Source organism: Paenibacillus piscarius, from assembly GCF_022234545.1.
GTDB lineage: Bacteria > Bacillota > Bacilli > Paenibacillales > Paenibacillaceae > Paenibacillus_AQ > Paenibacillus_AQ piscarius.
On sequence record NZ_JAIEUI010000004.1, the window covers coordinates 211527 to 230219 of the forward strand.

Consider the following 18693-nt stretch of genomic DNA (forward strand, 5'->3'; position numbering starts at 1 on the left):
GATTACTTCTAACTGTCCAAATTATAAGTACAATTCAAGAGTTCCCCTGGCCCACACAGGAATTTCTTCATGGCAAAAGCTAATCTGTGAATGTTTAATCTCTGCCACAATTTCAGGTTTACCGGTGTTATTGATGATGGTGACTTCATCTGAAATCTCCAAAGCAGGCTTCAGGTTACTTAAAGATTGACCATATCTGTATCGGATATCTTCTCCGATTAACTCCCTTATTTGCTTTACAGCTTCCCGTCCGGCAGACAGGTCTGCACTTCTGGGATCTACCGGGTTCATGCCAGCTTATAGCGATGCAAAAAGACACCAACAAAGGTGTCTTTGGTTCGTTCTATAGGAAATCTAACTTCTCAAATCCAAAAATCGCGCCTAAGCCATAGCAGCCGCGCCGCTCTCCAGCGAAGCCTTCCAGGTACGCAGCATCTCCAGATCCTTCGGCAGGAATTCCTCCAGCATGTGGCTCAGTCCCAGATACAGCGGACTGTCTGTGGCTGCGTTCAGGCGCTGGCAGAACTGCGGCGTCCACTTCAGCAGATGCTCTTCCAGGAACCGCTCCTGGATCTCAAGCAGCTCCATAGCGCTGCGGATGGAGAAGCTGTTGTACAGCATCCGTTCATGCAGCACCGCCATGAATTCCAGTTCAATGGCGATGTGGTCGTCAGCTTCGCCGCTGCACTTCTTGAAGACAATACCTGCCGATGCATACACATCGGAGAGGACGTTGCAGAACCCTTCTTCACGGCCGAGCTGCGCCGCTTCACGGGCCAGCACAGAGCTGACCGCACGCTCGTTCATCAGCCGCTTATATTCAAGCTTCTCTTTCTCGCAGATCGCCGGAAGCGTAGACGGCTCCTGACTGCAGAGGTAACGCTTCAGCTCACGTCCCCCCTCGGTCATCTCCGCAGCAATACTCATCTCACGGTTACGGCTCCACTGGGCGACCAGTGAGAGCGACGGCTTTCTTCCGAAGAAGTCCACCAGCAGCTGATATATTAATCCCCGACTCTCCAGCCAGCGGCTGCAAGCCTCCGGCACAACAAGCGATGGAACAGTTGATATCGTCATTTTGCAAATCCTCCCTACTTAGTTTGCCGGATGCCGGGGAATTTGGGATTACCTCCTGGGCCTTCCGGTATCATAGCTGTGCTCTTCGCAAAAGTGAAAGTATCTAAAGTTTGAATCTTCCGCAATTAAATTATATCGAAAATGTTAAACGCTTTCGGTGAGCATTCTATGACCATTCCCAGGAATTGTCGCACTTTTGTCATAATTAGGCTACGCCGTGCCGCTTCTGTCCCCCTATGATTTAGATTGTCTGCCTGACCGATTCCGCTCAATCTTGTACGTTGACGCAACAGATTGCTTTCTTTAAAATTTAAACTAACATGAACAGGGAAGGAGCAACGATATGGAGCCGCTGACTGACCCTTTTGGACGCATACATGACTACATCCGCATATCGGTGACCGACCGCTGTAACCTGCGCTGTATTTATTGTATGCCTGCCGAAGGAATGGAATTCCAGCCGCAGGACGAGATTATGAGCTATGAAGAGATTGCTGCCGTAGTCGCCTCCCTTGCCCCGCTGGGCCTGCGGAAGGTGCGCCTGACCGGGGGCGAGCCGCTGGTGCGTAAGGACCTGGAGAAGCTGGTAGCGATGATCTCCGCCATTCCCGGCATTGACGATATATCATTAACAACCAACGGCCTGATGCTTCCGAATAAGGCTGCTGTCCTGAAGCAAGCCGGACTGTCGCGGGTGAACATCAGCCTGGATTCACTGCGGCCGGAACGCTTCTCCATGATTACCCGCGGCGGCGATGTAGGCAAGGTGCTGAAGGGTATTGAGGCCGCCGAAGCAGCCGGATTATCACCGATTAAGCTGAATGTCGTGCTGATGAAGGGCATTAATGATGACGAGATTCAGGACTTCATTGCATTGACGCTAAACAGCCCGCTGAATGTCCGATTCATCGAATATATGCCGATTGGCAGCGCCAGCGACGCCTGGCGGCAGACCTATCTTCCGCTGGAGACGGTAGTCGAGGCCTGCCGGGAAGCGGGCTGGACTACTGAGGAAGCAGACCTGCCTGCGGGGAACGGTCCCTCCCAGAACCGCCGTGTGACCGGGGCCAAAGGAACCTTCGGGCTGATCCACCCGGTCAGCGAGCACTTCTGCGATAACTGTAACCGCCTGCGCCTCACCGCTGACGGTCACATCAAAGCCTGCCTGTACTGGCAGGATGAATACCATGTGCGCCCGCTGACCGGTGATCCTGCGGCCGTCCAGGCCTTGTTCCGTCAGGCGCTTGGCAACAAGCCGCATAATCATGAGATGGCGCTGGCCCTGGAGCGCAAAGCGCAGAGCCACACGCCCACAGCCCGCCGGATGTCGCAGATCGGGGGATAGGCTGCTCCGCCAGCCAAATGAAACAGGCCCATGAACTTGTTCATGGGCCTGTTTCTATTCCGGATTTTAACCTTCCTCAGGAATGTCCACGATAATGTAATTATCCTTCAGCTTCGTTGGCGGCACCTCAGCATCTTGAAGCACCACCTCATTCCAATTCCCCTTATGGATTAAGCCATAACCGGTGGAAGTAATATGAGGCATCCAGCGGAAGCTGGCGAAGGTGGTATCTTTGAAGCTGGGCAAAGTGCCGTTCTCTTTAACGAAGGAGCGGTTAATGAAATATAGCTTGTCCTGCGCAGCAGCCGTTCCGCCTATGACGGCCTGCCACTTCAAATACGCAGTATTTTTCGTTAATTGATAGTAGCGGACTACATTATTGTTAACCTCAATGAACTGGTCCTTAGCCTTTGCGGGAAAATAATATTGCAGGCTGGCTGTCTCTACAACAGGCTCGAAATTTTCCGTCAATTGAGAAGCTCTGGGAAGATTAATGGCAGCATTTCTGGCTGTGCTTAATGAACTGCTGTTGGCATCTGCCAGCAATTGGGCGCTTGGCTTAGATACAAAGGCGGTCTGAAGATTTGAATTCCATACCACCGAACCATCCAGAGCTTCGGCTACAAAACGCAAAGGGACCATGGTTTTCCCCTTATGAATGAAGGGCGCGGTGCTTAAGGTAACGGCAGCTCCATTTTTACGGGCAGCCTTATTGCCTATGGTCAACTGCAGGCTGGTATCTTTCCCCTTCACGGTCACTTGCTTGGCCGTATTGTTCCAGGCGAACGTCAGGTCACCCAGACTGCTGAGTGAAGTTAAGCTGAGAAATACCTGATTATTCCGGTTAAGGATATCCGCTGCCTCTAATGAATTGTTATTCACTACAACCTGAGTCCCCGCCAGTGTGCGTTCTGCCGCATTTGCCTCATGCGCTGACGTCCCCAAGAGTGAAGAGAACAGCAGTGTCAGAGAGAATAAGAGCCTTTTTTTCATCTGTTGAACCTCCTAAATTTTTCATAACCTAATAGAATAGACGCTTTAATAGCTGTAAGGTTACGCTGAAGAAATCTTCCAAACAGCAAAAAGACCTGAGAAAGCTGCTCCAGGCCCTAAAAATTGTGCAGGTATAATGACCTTGCTTCAACCCGGCTTCGGCATATCCGAAATCGCAATCTCAAAATCAACGGATATCGTCCCCCGGATCACATTCTCCGTGCAATCGATTTGGGCAGACAGATCTACGCTTTGCATAGAAATTTCATCACCTTTGTAGCGTTTGCGGGACAGATAATAGGTCGCCAGCTCGCTGCGGAACTGGTTATGGTTTTTTTTGAGGATCAGCCGGTCATACTCACCAAAGACACTGTAAATGGTGCGGTAAGGAATATAATCTGCAAATCTCTGTATCACATGATCCACATTCCAGTTGTATTGGTTTGCTAATTGGACGATCTTGAATAATGCTGTGAAAATCTCATTCTCCTGGGTGGAGATGTACTCCACATACTCATCTAGCACATCATACTGACCATCCATTAACCGGTAGAGATAGTTATTGGCTATTCCCCACTCCGTATACTGTGCTGTGATCTGCTTTGCTTCCTCGGTATCTTCCCGTATCCAGCTATGATCCATATACAATGGTATGATCTCTAATGCAGTTTTATAGTCGCCAATCCCCTCCTGGGTGCTGGATCGAAGAAGATGGGCGTGTAAAATATATGCGTATAGCGGCATCTTTTTAAATCTCTGACTGTTGTATGTCCGGTCTGATTCTCCATAAAGATCATAATGAACGGATGACACTCGGAGCAGTTCTTCGACAAACTCAGATACCTTGTCCCATTTCTGAAGTGCAATATAGGTATCTGCCAACTGCTTCAACGCCTCCAACTGATGAACTTCATCCAACTTGTCCACATAATTCTCCAATAGTGTGGCTGCAATTAAATTCTTCTGCGGATCATCCCCCAGGTTCATCATGAACAGCCTGTATTGACAGAGTGCCAGACGTTCAGAGTGCTGATATTTCTCGCTGGCCCCCACATTCTCGTAGATTAATGCTGCGGCCGGCCAGTTCTGTTGTTCATATAGCTCCTCAGCGACCTCAAACAGCAGCGGTGCATACAGCAGATTATCCAATAAAGTCTGCACCACCCGCTCGATGCAATCCAGACGCGATAATGCCGCGCATTGCAGCAGGAACGGCCGTAAACGACGCCAGGTTGGCGCCGTATCAAATAGACATTCATCCACATATTTACTGTAAAAGTAATCCTCCGGCAGTCCCATCCCCCGCGTAACACGAGTTAGGTGATTCATCGCCAGCGCCTGCTGCCCCTTCATCACCCGGCTGAGTGTGCCGGAATGAATGCCGCAAGCCACCGCAAACTGATGAACAGACAGCTTATGTCTGGTAAGATAGGCTGTGATTTCGTCCCGGATTTTGACCACATGCTCCATAGTATTTACCACCTTCTCAGCACCGCTATAAGGTTCTCTATGTGTGTTATGCCCAAGATGTAATCTTACTCTGACTTCGGAATATCCGAAATCGCAATCTCAAAATCAACGGATATCGTCCCCCGGATCACATTATGCTCGCTGTCCATTTGGGCAGACAGATCTACGCTTTGCATGGACACCTCATCACCTTTGTACTGGTTGCGGGATAGATAGTAGGTTGCGAGTTCGCTGCGGAATTGATCATGGTTATTTTTAAGAACAAGGGGGTCATACTCACCAAAGACACTATAGATTGTACGGTAAGGAATATAATCGGTAAACCTCTGTATCACATGATCCACGTTCCACTTGTATTGATTTGCCATTTGAACAATCTTGAATAATGCGGTAAAAATCTCATTCTCCCGGGTGGAAATGTACTCCACATACTCATCTAGCACATCAAACTGGCCATCCATTAGCCGGTAGAGATAGGTATTCGCCGTTCCCCATTCCTGAAATTGGTTAATGGCCCGCTGCGCCTCCTCATCATCCTCTACGATCCAGCTGCCATCCATATATAGAGGAATGATCTCCAGAGCAGACTTATAATCTCCACAATGCTCATGTACAAGGGAACGGAGAAGCTGGGCATACAAAATGTAGACGTAAAGCGGCCTTGTTATTACCGTCCCTCCTCTGTATACATGATCTGATCCTTTATGGAGTTCATATTGCATGGAGGCCAGCCGCAGTAATTCTTCCGCCAGTTCAGCAACCTTGTCCCATCTCTGAAGTGAGCTGTAGGTATTCGCCAATTCCTTCAAAGCATCTAATTGATGGAATTCATCCAATTTATCGATATAGTGCTCGAACAATGTGGCTGCGATTAGATTCTTCTGGAGATCATCCCCCCGGTTAATCAGGAACAGCCGGTATTGGCAGAGTGCCAGACGCTCAGAATGCTGATATTTCTCACTGGCTCCCACATTCTCGTAAATTAATGCCGCCGCTTGCCACTGCTTCTGCTCAAATAACTCCTCAGCCACCTCGAACAGCAGCGGCGCATACAGCAGATTATCCAGCAGATTCTGTACGATACGTTCAATACAATCCAGACGCAGCAGGACGGCACACTGCAGTAAGAACGGCCGTATACGCCGCCAGGTTGGGGCCGAATCGTATAGACATTCATCCACATACTTGCTATAAAAATAATCGTCAGGCAGCCCCATTCCCTGCGTAACACGGGTCAGATGATTCATCGCCAGGGCCTGCTGGCCCTTCATCACCCGGCTGAGTGTGCCGGAATGGATGCCGCTGTTGATGGCAAACTGATTGATGGACAGGTTATGCTGTATAAGATATGCTGCGATTTCGTCCCGGATTTTGACTGTATGCTCCAAATTCTCTACCACCTTTATACACGCTGATCCATAGGACCTGACATCACGCTAACTGATAATTCCGCTTAATTTAATAGAAATGCTGCTATGCAGGCGGCCTCTTCTTCATCCGGTAGGCTTGGTCGTAGGCATTGAGCAATTCATCCAGCACTACGGATTGCCGCAGCACTTCAGGATGGGCTAAACCGCCATATTGAATATGTAATTTGTGAAGCTTACTTCGGGCTTGCTCAATACGAATTCTGACGTTTGCCGGACTAGACATGGGAATCCCGCCTCCTTATGCAACATTATAGATTTTTATGTAAAACTATAAAATATTGGGCCGATTGCATTATCTGTTAAAGTGAATATATTGAACTAACTATGTCAGAATAAAGTTGGTCGAAAAAAAGACGCCCCTGCTAACAGGGACGTCCCGAGATAATCGTGATTATTAATCATCAATGCTATACATAAGACTTAACTGACGTAATCAGTCGCCTGCACCATGCGACATAGTTTGAAGTATCGATTGACTGATAGTAGTTCCAGAATTAACATTCCCTAATGGCAAGATGATTAGTGCAACTAAACTACACGACGCTAAAAGAATAATGAGCTTTCTTTTCACTTGCATCCGTCACCCTTCTAATTATAAGTCTATACTCTTCTTTTTCGTGCTCTTCCGCCTCATGACGATACTGCTCAAATAAATCGACACATCTCATTACAATAGTTTCACTATTCAATTTAACAGATGATTCTAAACTTAGTAGTATAAGCTTTATACCATTTCTCTGGTTGTTGTGCAGATAATACGTGGCCAATTCAACAAGAAATCTAGCATACTGGTCAGCGATAACCTGCTGATTATGAGTACCGAGATCTTTAAGATCAGTTCTGTATGCAACGTATTCGGAAAATCGATCCAGTACATAATCCACATTCCAACTATAACGGTTAGCTGTTTGAATGATTTTGTATACTGCCATAAAGATCTCACTAGGCCGGCTGGAAATGTATTCGACATATTCAGATATTACTTCCTGTTGACCTGCTAATAGCCGATATAGGTATGTATTTGCCTGACCCCATTCTTTAAATTGAGCCATTATTTTCTGCGATTCCACACCTTTTTCCCTGATCCAGCTTCCATCCGTATATTTTTTTATTAAATGCAATGCAGTATCATAGTCTTCCCATTCCACACATGCACTCGAACGCATAAGATATGCATATAAAATATAGTAATATACAGGCTGTGTCGACTTATTCTCAGGAAGCTTGGCACGTTTTAAATGATTGAGGTATTCATATTGAAGGGTAGCAATCCTTAAAAGTTCCTGTGCCAGATCGTCAACTTTGTGCCATTGGCGAAGTGAATAGTATACAACTACCAGTTCCTTCAACGCATCCAACTGATCCGCCTCATTCAACCGCGGGATGTAGCTCTCGAACAGGGTAGCCGCGCGCAGGTTCGTGCTCTGGTCGTCGCCAAGGGCGATCTGGAACAGCCGGTACTGGCACAGGGCCAGCCGCTCCGAGTACTGGTACTTCTCGCTGGCGCTAACATTCTCATAGAGCAGAGCTGCCGCTGCCCGGTGTCCTTGCTCGAACAAGCCCTCTGCGACCTCAAACAGCATGGGAACATACGTCAGGTTATCCAGCAGATTCTGCACCAGCAGCTCAATGCAATCCGTGCGGCCCAGCTCTGCACACCTTACAATGAACGGACGGAGCCGCCGCCAGGTTGGCGCTGAATAAGAGAAGCATTCATCCACATACATTCTGTAAAAATAGTCCTCACACACCCCCATCCCCGCAGTAATTAACTCCAGATGGCTCATGGCAATGGGCTGATGGCCATTAATAATCCGGCTCAGTGTCCCGGAATTAATGCCAGACCTTATGGCGAACTGATTAATAGACATCCCATGCTGGGTTAAATAATCTGCAAGCTGATCTCGAATCATGGCTGCAGGCTCCAAAGCAATACCACCTCCCACATTCCATAAATTAGAACATTATGTTTATATCTGTATGGTAGAGGATCGGATTTCAACCGTCAATAGAGAAGCATAAATATACTATGAAGTTGTGAAGAATTAGAAACAGTTTGGCAACCGGCTTGCCTAATCCTCTGGATTAAGGCTAAATTAGCCTCAAAACAGCCGCCATAGCTGAGCTCCCATGTAAATGGCAATGCCCCAGATCAGCAGTGCGGAAACGGTATTTAGCCCCTGAATGAACTTGCCGGAGGTGCCGTTCCTGCCAACCAGACTTCCGGCGGCGGCCAGTCCCAGGAACCAGAGCCAGGAGACAGCTACCGTTGCCGCTGCGAAGGCCAAGCGCACCGTCCCGTCATATTGCAGCGAGCTGGTCCCGATCACGCCTACTGTATCCAGAAGCGCGTGCGGATTCAGCAGGGAGACAGATAGCGCATAGAGGATCTGTCCCTTCGGGGAGAGGCGGCCTGACTCGTCCTTCGCCGGAGCGGAGCACCAGATTCTCCAGCCCATGAAGGCGAGGAACAGAATGCCCGCCCCATAGATAACGGGCGTGACCCAGCGCAACGATAGAATGACCAGCGAGACGCCGCCGACGGCCGCAGCAATAAGCAGTGTGTCACAGACCGCTGCCGTCAGCACAACAGGCAGCACACTGCGGAACCTCGTGTGCTGCACCCCTTGATTGAATACGAATATATTCTGCACACCGAGCGGCAGAATCAGCCCGAAGGCCAGAATGATTCCATGTATAATGGCCTGTACCATCTTGCATCCCCTCCATGTAGCTTGCGGTACTGCCGGAGGACAAGCTGCACAGTCGTCTCTCCAGTTACAGCAGCCTTCTGATCGTACCGCGCAGCTGCAGAGACGTAACCATCCAAGTTAAGAGTAGCACCCCAACCAAGATGAATAACCAAGAGAAACCATGGTACACTGAAGCCAAGACATTACACCGAAGGAGCATATTCCTTGAATGATAAACTCCCGCCCTCTCCTCCCGAACAGGAACAAGAAGGTGCTTCTCCAAGCCTATCCGTGGACTGGAGACCGGACCCGGCCTCTCCGCTGCCGCTTCATGCCCAGATTGCCGCTCACTTCCTGGCGAAGATCCGCACCGGGGCCTGGCCGTCAGGGATGCGGCTGGCCCCGCAGCGGGAGCTGTGCCGCCGGCTCGGGGTGAACCGCAGCACTGTGGTTACAGCGCTGGGCCAGCTAACCGCCCTGGGGCTGATTGAGGGCAGGCGCGGCGGCGGAACCTTCGTGACGGACACAAGCTCTGCTGAGACGGAGCGCTCCGGCAACTGGAATGATTATGTGGAGGAGGGCATTCATTATCCCAACCTGCCCACCATCCAGGACATTAACCGGCTCGAATATGAGCCGGGCCTGATCCGCCTCGGTACGGGTGAACCGGCGCCTGAGCTGCTGCCCGGAGCCGCGATGAACCAGGTGCTGGCCGGGCTGTCGCAGCGTGTTCTGCCTCCGCTCTCCTACGAGGAGCCGCTCGGCAGCCCGGTGCTGCGCGCTGCGGTCAGCCGGATGCTGGAGAGAAGCGGTATCCTGGCCGACCCGGCCTCGATCCTGATTACCTCCGGGGCGCTCCAGGGGCTGCAATTAATCGCCCTCGGGCTGCTGCCGCGCGGCTCAACTATTCTGCTGGAGAAGCCCTCGTATCTGTATTCCATTCACGCCTTTCAGTCTGCCGGGGTGAAGTTCAGCGGCCTGCCCTTGGACGGGCGCGGGCTGATCCCGGAGCGGCTTGCCGCCGAAGCTGTCCGCAGCAAGGCAGCGATGCTGTATAGCATCCCTTCATTTCATAATCCCACGGGAATAGTAATGGATACAGAGCGCCGCAAGGAGCTGATGGAGGTCACAGGCAGATTGGGACTGCCGATCCTGGAGGACGGGGCCTACCAGGAATTGTGGCTGGATGAACCGCCGCCTCTGCCGCTGAAGGCGCTGGACCGTGAGGGACGGGTCCTGCATCTGGGGACACTGTCCAAAGCGGCTAGCCCCGGCCTACGCATCGGCTGGATTGCCGGTCCGGAGCCGGTTGTCCGGCGGCTGGCCGACATCAAAATGCAGAGCGACTACGGCGCAAGCTCCCTATCGCAATGGGCCGCCGCCAGTTGGCTGACCGGCGGCTATCACGAGGAGCATCTGCACACACTGCGCCGCAGACTCCGTGAGCGCCGCAGTCTCATGCTGGAGCTGCTCCGGCTGCACTGCACCGGACTCGCCACCTGGAATGTCCCGGCAGGCGGCTTCTATATCTGGCTCTCTCTTCTGCATGCCGGGCCTCCGCGCAAGCTGTTCACCGCCGCCCTGCACGCAGGACTGCTGCTGAATACAGGCGATCTGTACGACCGCAGTGACCGCAGGCATCTCAGACTCTCCTATGCCTATGCTTCCCCGGCAGAGCTGGAGCGTGCTATCCCTCTGCTCGCCGGGTTAATCAGGGCAGGAGGCTAAAGGCTTCTTGCCAGCAGCCAATCTGCGGCTTCACCCGGTCTGCTGCGGTAAGCGAACCCGGAAGGACGTCCCCTCGCCGGGACGGCTCGTAACCTGGACGCTGCCTTCATGAAGCTCAATGATCCGCTTTACCAGCGGCAGCCCCAGCCCGCTGCCGCCGCCGCTGCTGACGCTTCTTGACCGGTCCACCTTGTAGAAGCGTTCGAAGATCCGGGGCAGGTCTTCTTCCGCCATGCCGATCCCGCTGTCCTTCACCTCGACTTCAATCCACTCCTCATCTGTACGGAGGGTAACGGTGATCTGTCCGCCCTGCGGTGTGAACTTGATGCTGTTGTGCAGCAGGTTCGTCCATACCTGGCTCAGCAGATCCTGGACACCAGTCACGGTAGTCTCTGCAAGCTCAGCCTCTACCTCAATCTCCTTGCCGAGCCACTGCGGCTCTGCGGCCAGGATCATCTCCTGCACCTGCTTGTCCAGCCTGTAGGGCTTCCGCTCGAACGGGAAGCTCTCCGCCTCCAGCACCGACAGCTTCAGCAGGTTGTCGCTTAGACCGGACAGGCGGCGGCTCTCCGCTTCAATAATGTCCAGATAATGCTTGCGGGTAACGGGACTAAGCCCTTCATCCTGCAAGGCCGCAGCGAAGCCGCGGATCGAGGTCAGCGGCGACTGGATCTCATGGGACACGCTGGCGATGAAATCCTGGCGCATGGTCTCCATCCGGCTCAGCTCATTCGCCATTTCGTTGATCCCTTCTACAATCCCGCCGAACTGCCGGTACTTGCCGCTGTCCAGCTCAACCTTGAAATCCCCTTTGGAAATCTGCCGCATCGCCGTGAGGATGGGGACGTAGAACTGTTGATCCTTTCCGCGTGTAGCGAAGGCAATCCCCCCACCGATGCAGAAGAACAGGACAACCTGCACCGCCATCACGAACAGGTGATACCCATAGTCAGGGAAGGACCAGCCGAAATACCGTACCAGCACCCGGGACCCGAAGTAACTGCCATTCCAGGATACAAAGAGGACAGCCAGTACCCCTGCAAGCGGAAGTATAATTTTTATTGTCTGCAAAAACCCGCTTATCCGGCCTCTCTTACCCGTCTTACCCATTCCGCTCATCCCTCCAGCCTGTAGCCGAGTCCCCGGATCGTGCGGATGGCGAAGCCGAACTGCTCCTGCGGGAATCGCTCGCGCAGACGGCCCACATGCACATCCAGCGTCCGTTCGTTGCCCTCGTAATCGTAGCCCCAGATCTCTTCGATCAGCCGGTCGCGCGTCAAGGTCTGCCCCTTATAGCTCGCCAGCTTGAATAACAGCTCGAATTCCTTGAGTGGCAGCGTAATATTCCCCTGCTCAGAGGCAATCTCATAGGTCTTGCGGTTCATCCGCAGACTTCCCACGCTCACACTTTGGGCGGCGGAGATCTGATACCGCTTCAGCAGCGCCTTGACCCTGGCGATCAGCACCGGCGGCTCGAAGGGCTTGACCAGATAGTCGTCTGTCCCCAGCTCGAAGCCTTTGACAATCTGCGAAGTCTCCCCTTTGGCTGTCAGCATCAGAATCGGAATGTCATAATGCTTCCGCAGCTCCCGGCACAGCTCCCAGCCGTCCATCTTCGGCATCATGACATCGATAATCGCCAGATCGGCGGATGTCTCCTCAAGCATCTGCAGGGCCTCCAGCCCATCTGCGGCGCTGTACACCTCCGTAAGCCCTTCAGCTCTCAGGAACACCTCCACCAATTCGCGGATATGCGGGTCGTCGTCCACCACCAGTATTTTGACCATAATCTGCTGATCCCTCCTCTGCACTGCGGCTCTGAAGCTCCGGTGTATTCATCTGCAATTGCTGCTCGGCAAATTCACGGTACAGCTCATGATCCCGCAGCAGCTCCTCGTGGGTACCCCTGCCGGTAATCCGGCCCTTCTCCATGAAAATAATCTGGTCCGCATTCACGACCGTTGCCAGCCTGTGGGCAATGACAATCGTGGTCCGGCCCTGCATCAGATTCCCCAGCGCCTTCTGCACCACAGCCTCCGACTGACTGTCCAGACTGGATGTGGCTTCGTCCAGCATCAGAATCTTGGGATTGCGCAGCAGCGCCCTGGCGATGGCAATCCGCTGCCGCTGCCCGCCGGACAGCTTCACTCCGCGCTCGCCCACATCGGTATCGTATCCGTCCGGAAGCGCCTCAATGAAGCCGTCCGCATAAGCCATTGCCGCCGCACGCCGCAGCTCCTCCTTACTGACCTCACGCTCCAGTCCATAGGCCAGATTCTCAGCAATCGTCCCGGCCAGCAGCGGACTCTCCTGGGAGACATACCCGATCCGTCCCCGCCAGGATTTCAGGGAGAACAGCGGCGCCGGCTTGCCGTCCAGCCGGATCACTCCGCTTAATGGCTCGTAGAAGCGTTCCAGCATGGAGAACAGGGTGGTTTTGCCGCCTCCGCTTGGACCGACAATAGCCGTGACCTGTCCCGGAAGCATCGTGAAGCTCACCTGATTCAGCACCTTCTCACCCGCCTTATATCCGAAGCTGAGGTCCTCCACCTCAATAGAACTGTCTTCGTCAGTCGCCTCCAGGACTCCTTCATAGACCTCTTCCTCTGCGGCAAGAGTCTCAATCATCCGTTCGGATGCACCCTTGGCCTTCTGTAGCTGGGTGAAGAATTGAGTTAATTGTGTCAGCGGCATAATAATCTGAATCAGATACAGAATAAAAGCAACCAGCTCACCGGCAGTGAGTGCCCCTGAAGATACCTGCATCCCGCCGTAGCCGATAATCACCACCAGCAGCATCATGAAGACGAAGGAGACCAGCGGGCTGATCAGCGCACTTACCTTGCCCTCGCGGAGCCCGAAGGACAGCAGGTTCATAATTCCTTGCCGTCCGGCCTCATACTCCTTCTGTTCCGCACCCGAGGCCTTCACCAGCCGGATCTCGGACAGTACGCCGCTCAGAACAGCGGTGAATGAAGCGGTCTCGTCCTGTGTGCCCTTGGAGATCTTGTACATCTGCCGCCCCAGCGGCATCAGAATGAGTGCAGACAACGGCAGGACCGCGAACAGGACCAGCGTCATCTTCCAATTCAGGTAGAGCAGCACTGAGATGGAGCCGACAATGGAGATGATCCCGGTGAACAGGCTGGCCAGATGCTCCGAGATCAGCGTCTTGAGAATGCCCGTATCATTGGTCATCCGGCTGACACTCTCACCGGTCCGGTTCTCATTGTAGTAGGACACCGGCAGCACAAGGAATTTGCGCCATAGCCGGTCCCGCAGCCCGGCAACGATTCTCTGTCCGACCGCATTCAGCAGGTAGATGGATACCCCGCCAGCTACGGTCTGGGCAATAAATGCTCCTGCGATGAGAGCAATTTGCAGCTTGCTGACAGAGGCCAGGGAGAAGCCGTCGACCAGATTTTTCGTGAACATCGGAATAACAAGACCTACAAGGGTCGAAATAATGCTGAGGCCAAGAGCCAGCGCCAGCAGCACATAGGATGGCTTGGTGTCGCGCAGCAGCTTCAGGAACGGCTTCAGGCCCGCTCTCCGCTTCTGCCGGGTTTGTTTGTTGTCCATGGTTGATCTCCTTTTCCGGCGGTTAATGTCACAGGCCTTATCAGCCCGCTTCCGCCTGCTATCCTAGAGTAACTGCAATTTGTAAACTGAACTTAAACGGGTATCCGTACATCTTTGCCCTACACTTTTACCATTGATTTGAAATTCCCCATAAAAGTTGGTTTGTATCCCTTTTCAACAAATGTTACAGTGATAGCAGCGGCAACCTTCAAGCAGCCGCAGGCAAGAATGCAAGGCATCAGGCGGGAAAGGAGTGCAAAGTTTGCGGGAGAATCTCGATAAGCAGCTGTCTTTCACCTCTCTGAAATGGTTCAACTTCTTCGTGTATGGAACAGTCGTCCTCTTCACCAGCTTCTTTCCGCTGTATCTGCAGGATGTCGGAATGAACAAGCTGGAGATCGGGTGCCTGATGTCCGTAGGCGCGCTGGTATCCATCATCGCCAACCCCTTCTGGGGCATCTGGAGTGACCGTTATCAGAATATCCGGCGGATCGTCCTCGTCATGCTGACAGGAACACTGGTCTTGTCCCAGATTGTATTTCAGGCTAATACATATGAAATGATCTACATATCCATCCTGTTCTTCTACTTCTTCCAGGGGCCGCTGTTCGCCCAGAGCAATACCATGATTCTCAGTTATATTGACGGAACCAGCCGCAGGTTCAGCTCGTTCCGGCTGTGGGGGTCGTTAGGCTGGGCCTTCACTGCAATCCTGGCCGGTCCTGTGATTGAACGGGCCGGCATCTCAGTGCTGTCCTATCTGTTTGCAGCACTGCTCTGTGCCGCGATGATCGCACTGATTACGCTGCCGAAGCTTGACCATTCCATTGGAATCGCCCCCCTGCCGTTCAAGGGGATGCGCCATATCTTCCATCATCCGTTCTTCCTGTGCTTCATCCTCTTCGGTATCCTGGTCTCGATTCCGAATACGATGAACAATACCTTTGTGTCACTGTACATCACCGAGCTGGGCGGAAGCAAGACGATGATCGGCCTCGCGGTGTTTCTGTCCTCCATTCTGGAGATGGGGGTGCTGTTTCTGTGCAATTACCTGCTCGGGCGCAGAGTCTCTGTGCTGCTGGCCTCACTTACCGTGGTTAGTGCTCTGTTCTTCCTGCGCTGGTGGCTGATGGCGGATGCCACTACCCCGCTGCAGGTGGCCATCATCCAGGTACTGCACTCCATTACCTTCGGCGGCTTCTTCTATGTCGGCACCCAGCTGACCATGCTGCTCGTGCCGCAGGCTTACCGCTCTTCGGGACAGGCGCTCTATACGCTCGCCTGGAGCGGCATTGCCGGCATTCTAGGCGGTGTGCTCGGAGGCTGGCTGTACCAGACCCTAGGCGCACAGACGATGTATCTGTCCGGGGCGCTCCTCGACCTCTTCGGCACGATCGGCTTCGGACTCATGTGGCTCTTTGTGATCCGCGGCAAGTACCCGTCCACGGATGATGCTGAAGACGAGCTGCCTGAAGATTAAGTTAGCGCATTACACAATAGAACAGGCTTGGTCTCCCGTGTGGAGGCCAAGCCTGTTTGTATGGCTGTTGCTGAATTCGTTGATGCAGAGTTAGCCCTTTTTAGGCTGGAAGGAGCTTTTGAGCGATACGATCAGATTGAAGACCAGATGCTCCGGTGACGAATATTTGCTGTCTACGTTGAAGTACCCGTGGCGGAAGAACTGGAACTTGTCCTGCGGCACACTGTTCTTCAGGCCCGGCTCCACGAAGCCCTGGAGGATCTCAATCGACTTCGGATTCAGCTGATCCAGGAAGGTCTGCTCCGGCTTGTCGGCGGTTCCGTCCATGCCTTCAACCTCGGCATCTGTCTCAGCTTCTTCCGCAGAGATCAGCGGCTCATAGAGACGGAATTCCGCCGGAACGGCCTGGCTGGCATCGACCCAGTGCAGCGTTCCCTTGACCTTGCGTCCGGTGAATCCGCTGCCGCTTCTCGTCTCCGGATCATAGGTGCAGTGCAGCTCCACTACCTCGCCGTTCTCATCCTTAATGAAATCGTTGCATTTGATGAAATATGCATTCTTCAGGCGCACCTCATTGCCGGGGAACAGGCGGAAGTACTTGCTCGGCGGATCCTCCATGAAGTCATCGCGCTCAATATAGATCTCGCGGGAGAACGGAATCATGCGGTTGCCCATCTCCGGGTTCTCCACATTGTTCTCAATCTCGAAATACTCGGTTTCGCCTTCCGGATAGTTGGTGATTACCACCTTCAGCGGCCGCAGGACCGACATCGTCCGGGGAACGGTCAGCTTCAGGTCCTCGCGGATGAAGTGCTCCAGCATCTGCAGATCAACCAGACCCTGGCTCTTGGAAATTCCGGTCTCATGCACGAAGCTGCGGATCGCTTCCGGCGTATACCCGCGGCGGCGCAGCCCGGAGATGGTCGGCATCCGGGGATCATCCCAGCCGTCCACATGCCCTTCATCTACCAGCAGCTTCAGCTTGCGCTTGCTGGTCACCGTCTGGGCCAGATTGAGGCGGCCGAATTCATATTGGCGCGGTTCTGCCGGCATCTCACATTCCGCAACCACCCAGTCATAGAACGGGCGCTGGTCCTCGAACTCCAGCGAGCAGAGGGAATGGGTCACATGCTCGATCGCATCCTCCAGCGGATGCGCAAAGGTATACATCGGATAGATGCACCAGGCGTCGCCTGTATTGTGGTGATGGGAGTGGGAGATTCGGTAGATGACCGGGTCGCGCAGGTTGATGTTCGGCGAAGCCATGTCGATCTTGGCGCGCAGCACCTTCTCGCCGTCCTTGAACTCGCCCGCCCGCATCCGGCGGAACAGGTCCAGATTCTCTTCGGCGCTGCGGTCACGGTAAGGGCTGTTCTTGCCAGGCTCGGTCAGCGTTCCCCGGAATTCACGGATCTGCTCTGCCGTCAGATCATCGACATAGGCTTTGCCCTTCCGGATCAGCAGCTCCGCGCGCTCGTACATCTCCCCGAAATAATCTGAGGCGAACCGCAGCTCCTCCCACTCATAGCCGAGCCACTTCACATCCTCCTGGATGGAATTCACATACTCGGTGTCCTCCTTGAGCGGATTCGTGTCGTCGAATCTCAGGTGGGTCTTGCCGCCGAATTCATCGGCCAGCGTGAAGTTAATCCAGATCGCCTTGGCATGTCCGATATGTAAATATCCGTTCGGCTCCGGAGGGAAGCGGGTGACGACTTCCTTCACCTTGCCCGAGCGGAGATCTTCGGTAATGACGTTCTTAATGAAATTGGAGGGTGTACCCTGATTCTCCACAATGATCAACCTTTCATTCTGTAATATAACTACTTCCTTGTTATGAACATGTTTCCTATTAATATACCCGTTCAGCAGGGAATGTTCAATAAAAGTTAAGCCTCCTGTATCCTTTGACTTCCCTCCCGGCGATAGAGTAGCATGAGGTTTATAAGCATAATTGTGAAAAGGAGGCTACATATGAAGCCGCTTAAATTGCCCAAGGAGCAGCGGGATATGATCATCGACAACATCCGCGCCCATTTCGAGGCCGAACGTGGAGAAACCATCGGACATCTGGCCGCAGACAACCTGCTGGAGTTCTTCCTGCAGGAGCTGGGGCCAACGATCTACAATAGTGCACTTGGCGACTGCCGTACATTGGTCGGCCAGCGTATGCAGGCGATGGAGGAGGATATCTACGCGCTGGAGTGGAGCAAGCGCAGCTAGGCAGGGACTTCTAATATACACCGTATAATATAGGGGGCGGCCGCATGTTTAATTATGTCATTGATGAGGAACTGAAGCTGAAGCTGCTGTTGCCGGAGCATTCCCGCCAGATGTTCGCCCTGGTGGAGCGTTCACGCCACCGCCTCAGGCAGTGGCTGCCTTGGGTGGATAACGTAACAGAGCAATCGCATCTCTCCACGTTTATCAAGAATTCCGTGAAGCAAGGCAGCGAGAACGGAGGCTTCACCGCCGGGCTATGGGTCCGCGATGAATTCGCCGGAATCATCGGCTATCACGAGATTGACTGGCATAACCGCTCGGTCGGCATCGGCTACTGGCTTGGCGAAGGCTATGAGGGCCAGGGCTACATGACCAGCGCCTGCCGGGTATTTGTGGACTACGCCCTGCTGGAGCTGGAGCTGAACCGCATCGAGATCCGCTGCGCCACCGGGAACAAGGCCAGCCGGGCGATCCCTGAGCGGCTCGGCTTCATCTTCGAGGGCGTCATCCGCCAGGCCGAGAAGCTCCCCGGCGGCTATGTGAACCATGCAGTCTACGGCCTGCTGCGCAGCGAATGGAAGCTGCTTGGCTGAGCTGGCAAGATTGAAGGTAGTAGGGTACGGGTGGGAGCGCATGATATAGGGGCGGGAGCGGCGGATTCGGGTGCACTAG

At 53.3% G+C, this 18693-nt stretch carries 17 protein-coding genes; 5 read left to right on the forward strand and 12 right to left on the reverse strand.

The features are described from left to right. Window positions 1-21 precede the first annotated feature (21 nt). Complete coding sequence (locus K1558_RS09225) at window positions 22-291, reverse strand: hypothetical protein (RefSeq protein WP_238651221.1); 270 nt, start codon at window positions 289-291, stop codon at window positions 22-24. A gap of 90 nt (window positions 292-381) precedes the next feature. Then, window positions 382-1077: a TorD/DmsD family molecular chaperone gene (locus K1558_RS09230; protein WP_238651222.1), complete on the reverse strand. Its 696-nt coding sequence runs from the start codon at window positions 1075-1077 to the stop codon at window positions 382-384. Window positions 1078-1420: 343 nt separating this feature from the next. Between K1558_RS09230 and moaA the strand changes: the two genes are divergently transcribed. Next, window positions 1421-2422 (forward strand): GTP 3',8-cyclase MoaA, encoded by a 1002-nt coding sequence (gene moaA / locus K1558_RS09235; RefSeq protein WP_238651223.1) that lies wholly within the window; start codon window positions 1421-1423, stop codon window positions 2420-2422. A gap of 66 nt (window positions 2423-2488) precedes the next feature. On the opposite strand, the gene K1558_RS09240 is transcribed toward moaA, so the two are convergent. The 6 genes from K1558_RS09240 to K1558_RS09265 all read right to left on the reverse strand — a co-directional run bounded on the left by K1558_RS09240 (window position 2489) and on the right by K1558_RS09265 (window position 9029). Beyond that, window positions 2489-3415, reverse strand: a complete 927-nt coding sequence (locus K1558_RS09240; RefSeq protein WP_238651224.1) for a stalk domain-containing protein — start codon at window positions 3413-3415, stop codon at window positions 2489-2491. 147 nt (window positions 3416-3562) lie between these two features. Beyond that, a complete protein-coding gene (locus tag K1558_RS09245) occupies window positions 3563-4885 on the reverse strand; it encodes a helix-turn-helix domain-containing protein (RefSeq protein WP_238651225.1) in 1323 nt (440 codons plus the stop codon). 65 nt (window positions 4886-4950) lie between these two features. Further along, the gene (locus K1558_RS09250; RefSeq protein WP_238651226.1) at window positions 4951-6273 is read right to left on the reverse strand and encodes a helix-turn-helix domain-containing protein; all 1323 of its coding nucleotides are present in this window, start codon (window positions 6271-6273) and stop codon (window positions 4951-4953) included. An 85-nt stretch (window positions 6274-6358) separates the two neighbouring features. Further along, window positions 6359-6538, reverse strand: coding sequence for an aspartyl-phosphate phosphatase Spo0E family protein (locus K1558_RS09255; RefSeq protein ID WP_238651227.1), 180 nt, complete (start codon window positions 6536-6538; stop codon window positions 6359-6361). A gap of 310 nt (window positions 6539-6848) precedes the next feature. Beyond that, window positions 6849-8243, reverse strand: a complete 1395-nt coding sequence (locus K1558_RS09260; protein WP_238651228.1) for a helix-turn-helix domain-containing protein — start codon at window positions 8241-8243, stop codon at window positions 6849-6851. A 174-nt stretch (window positions 8244-8417) separates the two neighbouring features. Continuing rightward, entirely contained in the window at window positions 8418-9029 is a 612-nt protein-coding gene (locus K1558_RS09265) for a LysE/ArgO family amino acid transporter (protein ID WP_238651230.1), read from the reverse strand. Between the two features lie 270 nt (window positions 9030-9299). Here K1558_RS09265 and K1558_RS09270 point away from each other — a divergent pair, with 270 nt between their 5' ends. After that, entirely contained in the window at window positions 9300-10736 is a 1437-nt protein-coding gene (locus K1558_RS09270) for an aminotransferase-like domain-containing protein (RefSeq protein WP_238651495.1), read from the forward strand. A 30-nt stretch (window positions 10737-10766) separates the two neighbouring features. On the opposite strand, the gene K1558_RS09275 is transcribed toward K1558_RS09270, so the two are convergent. The 3 genes from K1558_RS09275 to K1558_RS09285 are packed head-to-tail and all read right to left on the reverse strand — an operon-like array spanning window position 10767 to window position 14318. Beyond that, entirely contained in the window at window positions 10767-11846 is a 1080-nt protein-coding gene (locus K1558_RS09275; RefSeq protein WP_238651232.1) for a sensor histidine kinase, read from the reverse strand. A gap of 5 nt (window positions 11847-11851) precedes the next feature. After that, window positions 11852-12523 carry a response regulator transcription factor gene (locus K1558_RS09280; protein WP_274528481.1) on the reverse strand — a complete coding sequence of 224 codons (672 nt, stop codon included), beginning with the start codon at window positions 12521-12523 and terminating at the stop codon, window positions 11852-11854. Next, entirely contained in the window at window positions 12453-14318 is a 1866-nt protein-coding gene (locus K1558_RS09285; protein ID WP_238651233.1) for an ABC transporter ATP-binding protein, read from the reverse strand. Before K1558_RS09285 ends, K1558_RS09280 begins: the two co-directional genes overlap by 71 nt. Before the next feature lie 253 nt (window positions 14319-14571). Here K1558_RS09285 and K1558_RS09290 point away from each other — a divergent pair, with 253 nt between their 5' ends. Further along, entirely contained in the window at window positions 14572-15798 is a 1227-nt protein-coding gene (locus K1558_RS09290) for an MFS transporter (RefSeq protein ID WP_238651235.1), read from the forward strand. A 90-nt stretch (window positions 15799-15888) separates the two neighbouring features. Here the strand turns inward: K1558_RS09290 and K1558_RS09295 are convergent, their stop codons facing one another. Then, window positions 15889-17601 carry a glutamine--tRNA ligase/YqeY domain fusion protein gene (locus tag K1558_RS09295; RefSeq protein WP_238651237.1) on the reverse strand — a complete coding sequence of 571 codons (1713 nt, stop codon included), beginning with the start codon at window positions 17599-17601 and terminating at the stop codon, window positions 15889-15891. A 171-nt stretch (window positions 17602-17772) separates the two neighbouring features. Here K1558_RS09295 and K1558_RS09300 point away from each other — a divergent pair, with 171 nt between their 5' ends. Both K1558_RS09300 and K1558_RS09305 read left to right on the forward strand, forming a co-directional pair. Beyond that, window positions 17773-18021 (forward strand): DUF2164 domain-containing protein, encoded by a 249-nt coding sequence (locus K1558_RS09300; protein ID WP_238651239.1) that lies wholly within the window; start codon window positions 17773-17775, stop codon window positions 18019-18021. 44 nt (window positions 18022-18065) lie between these two features. Continuing rightward, window positions 18066-18614, forward strand: a complete 549-nt coding sequence (locus K1558_RS09305; protein ID WP_238651240.1) for a GNAT family N-acetyltransferase — start codon at window positions 18066-18068, stop codon at window positions 18612-18614. The last annotated feature ends 79 nt before the right edge of the window (window positions 18615-18693 follow it).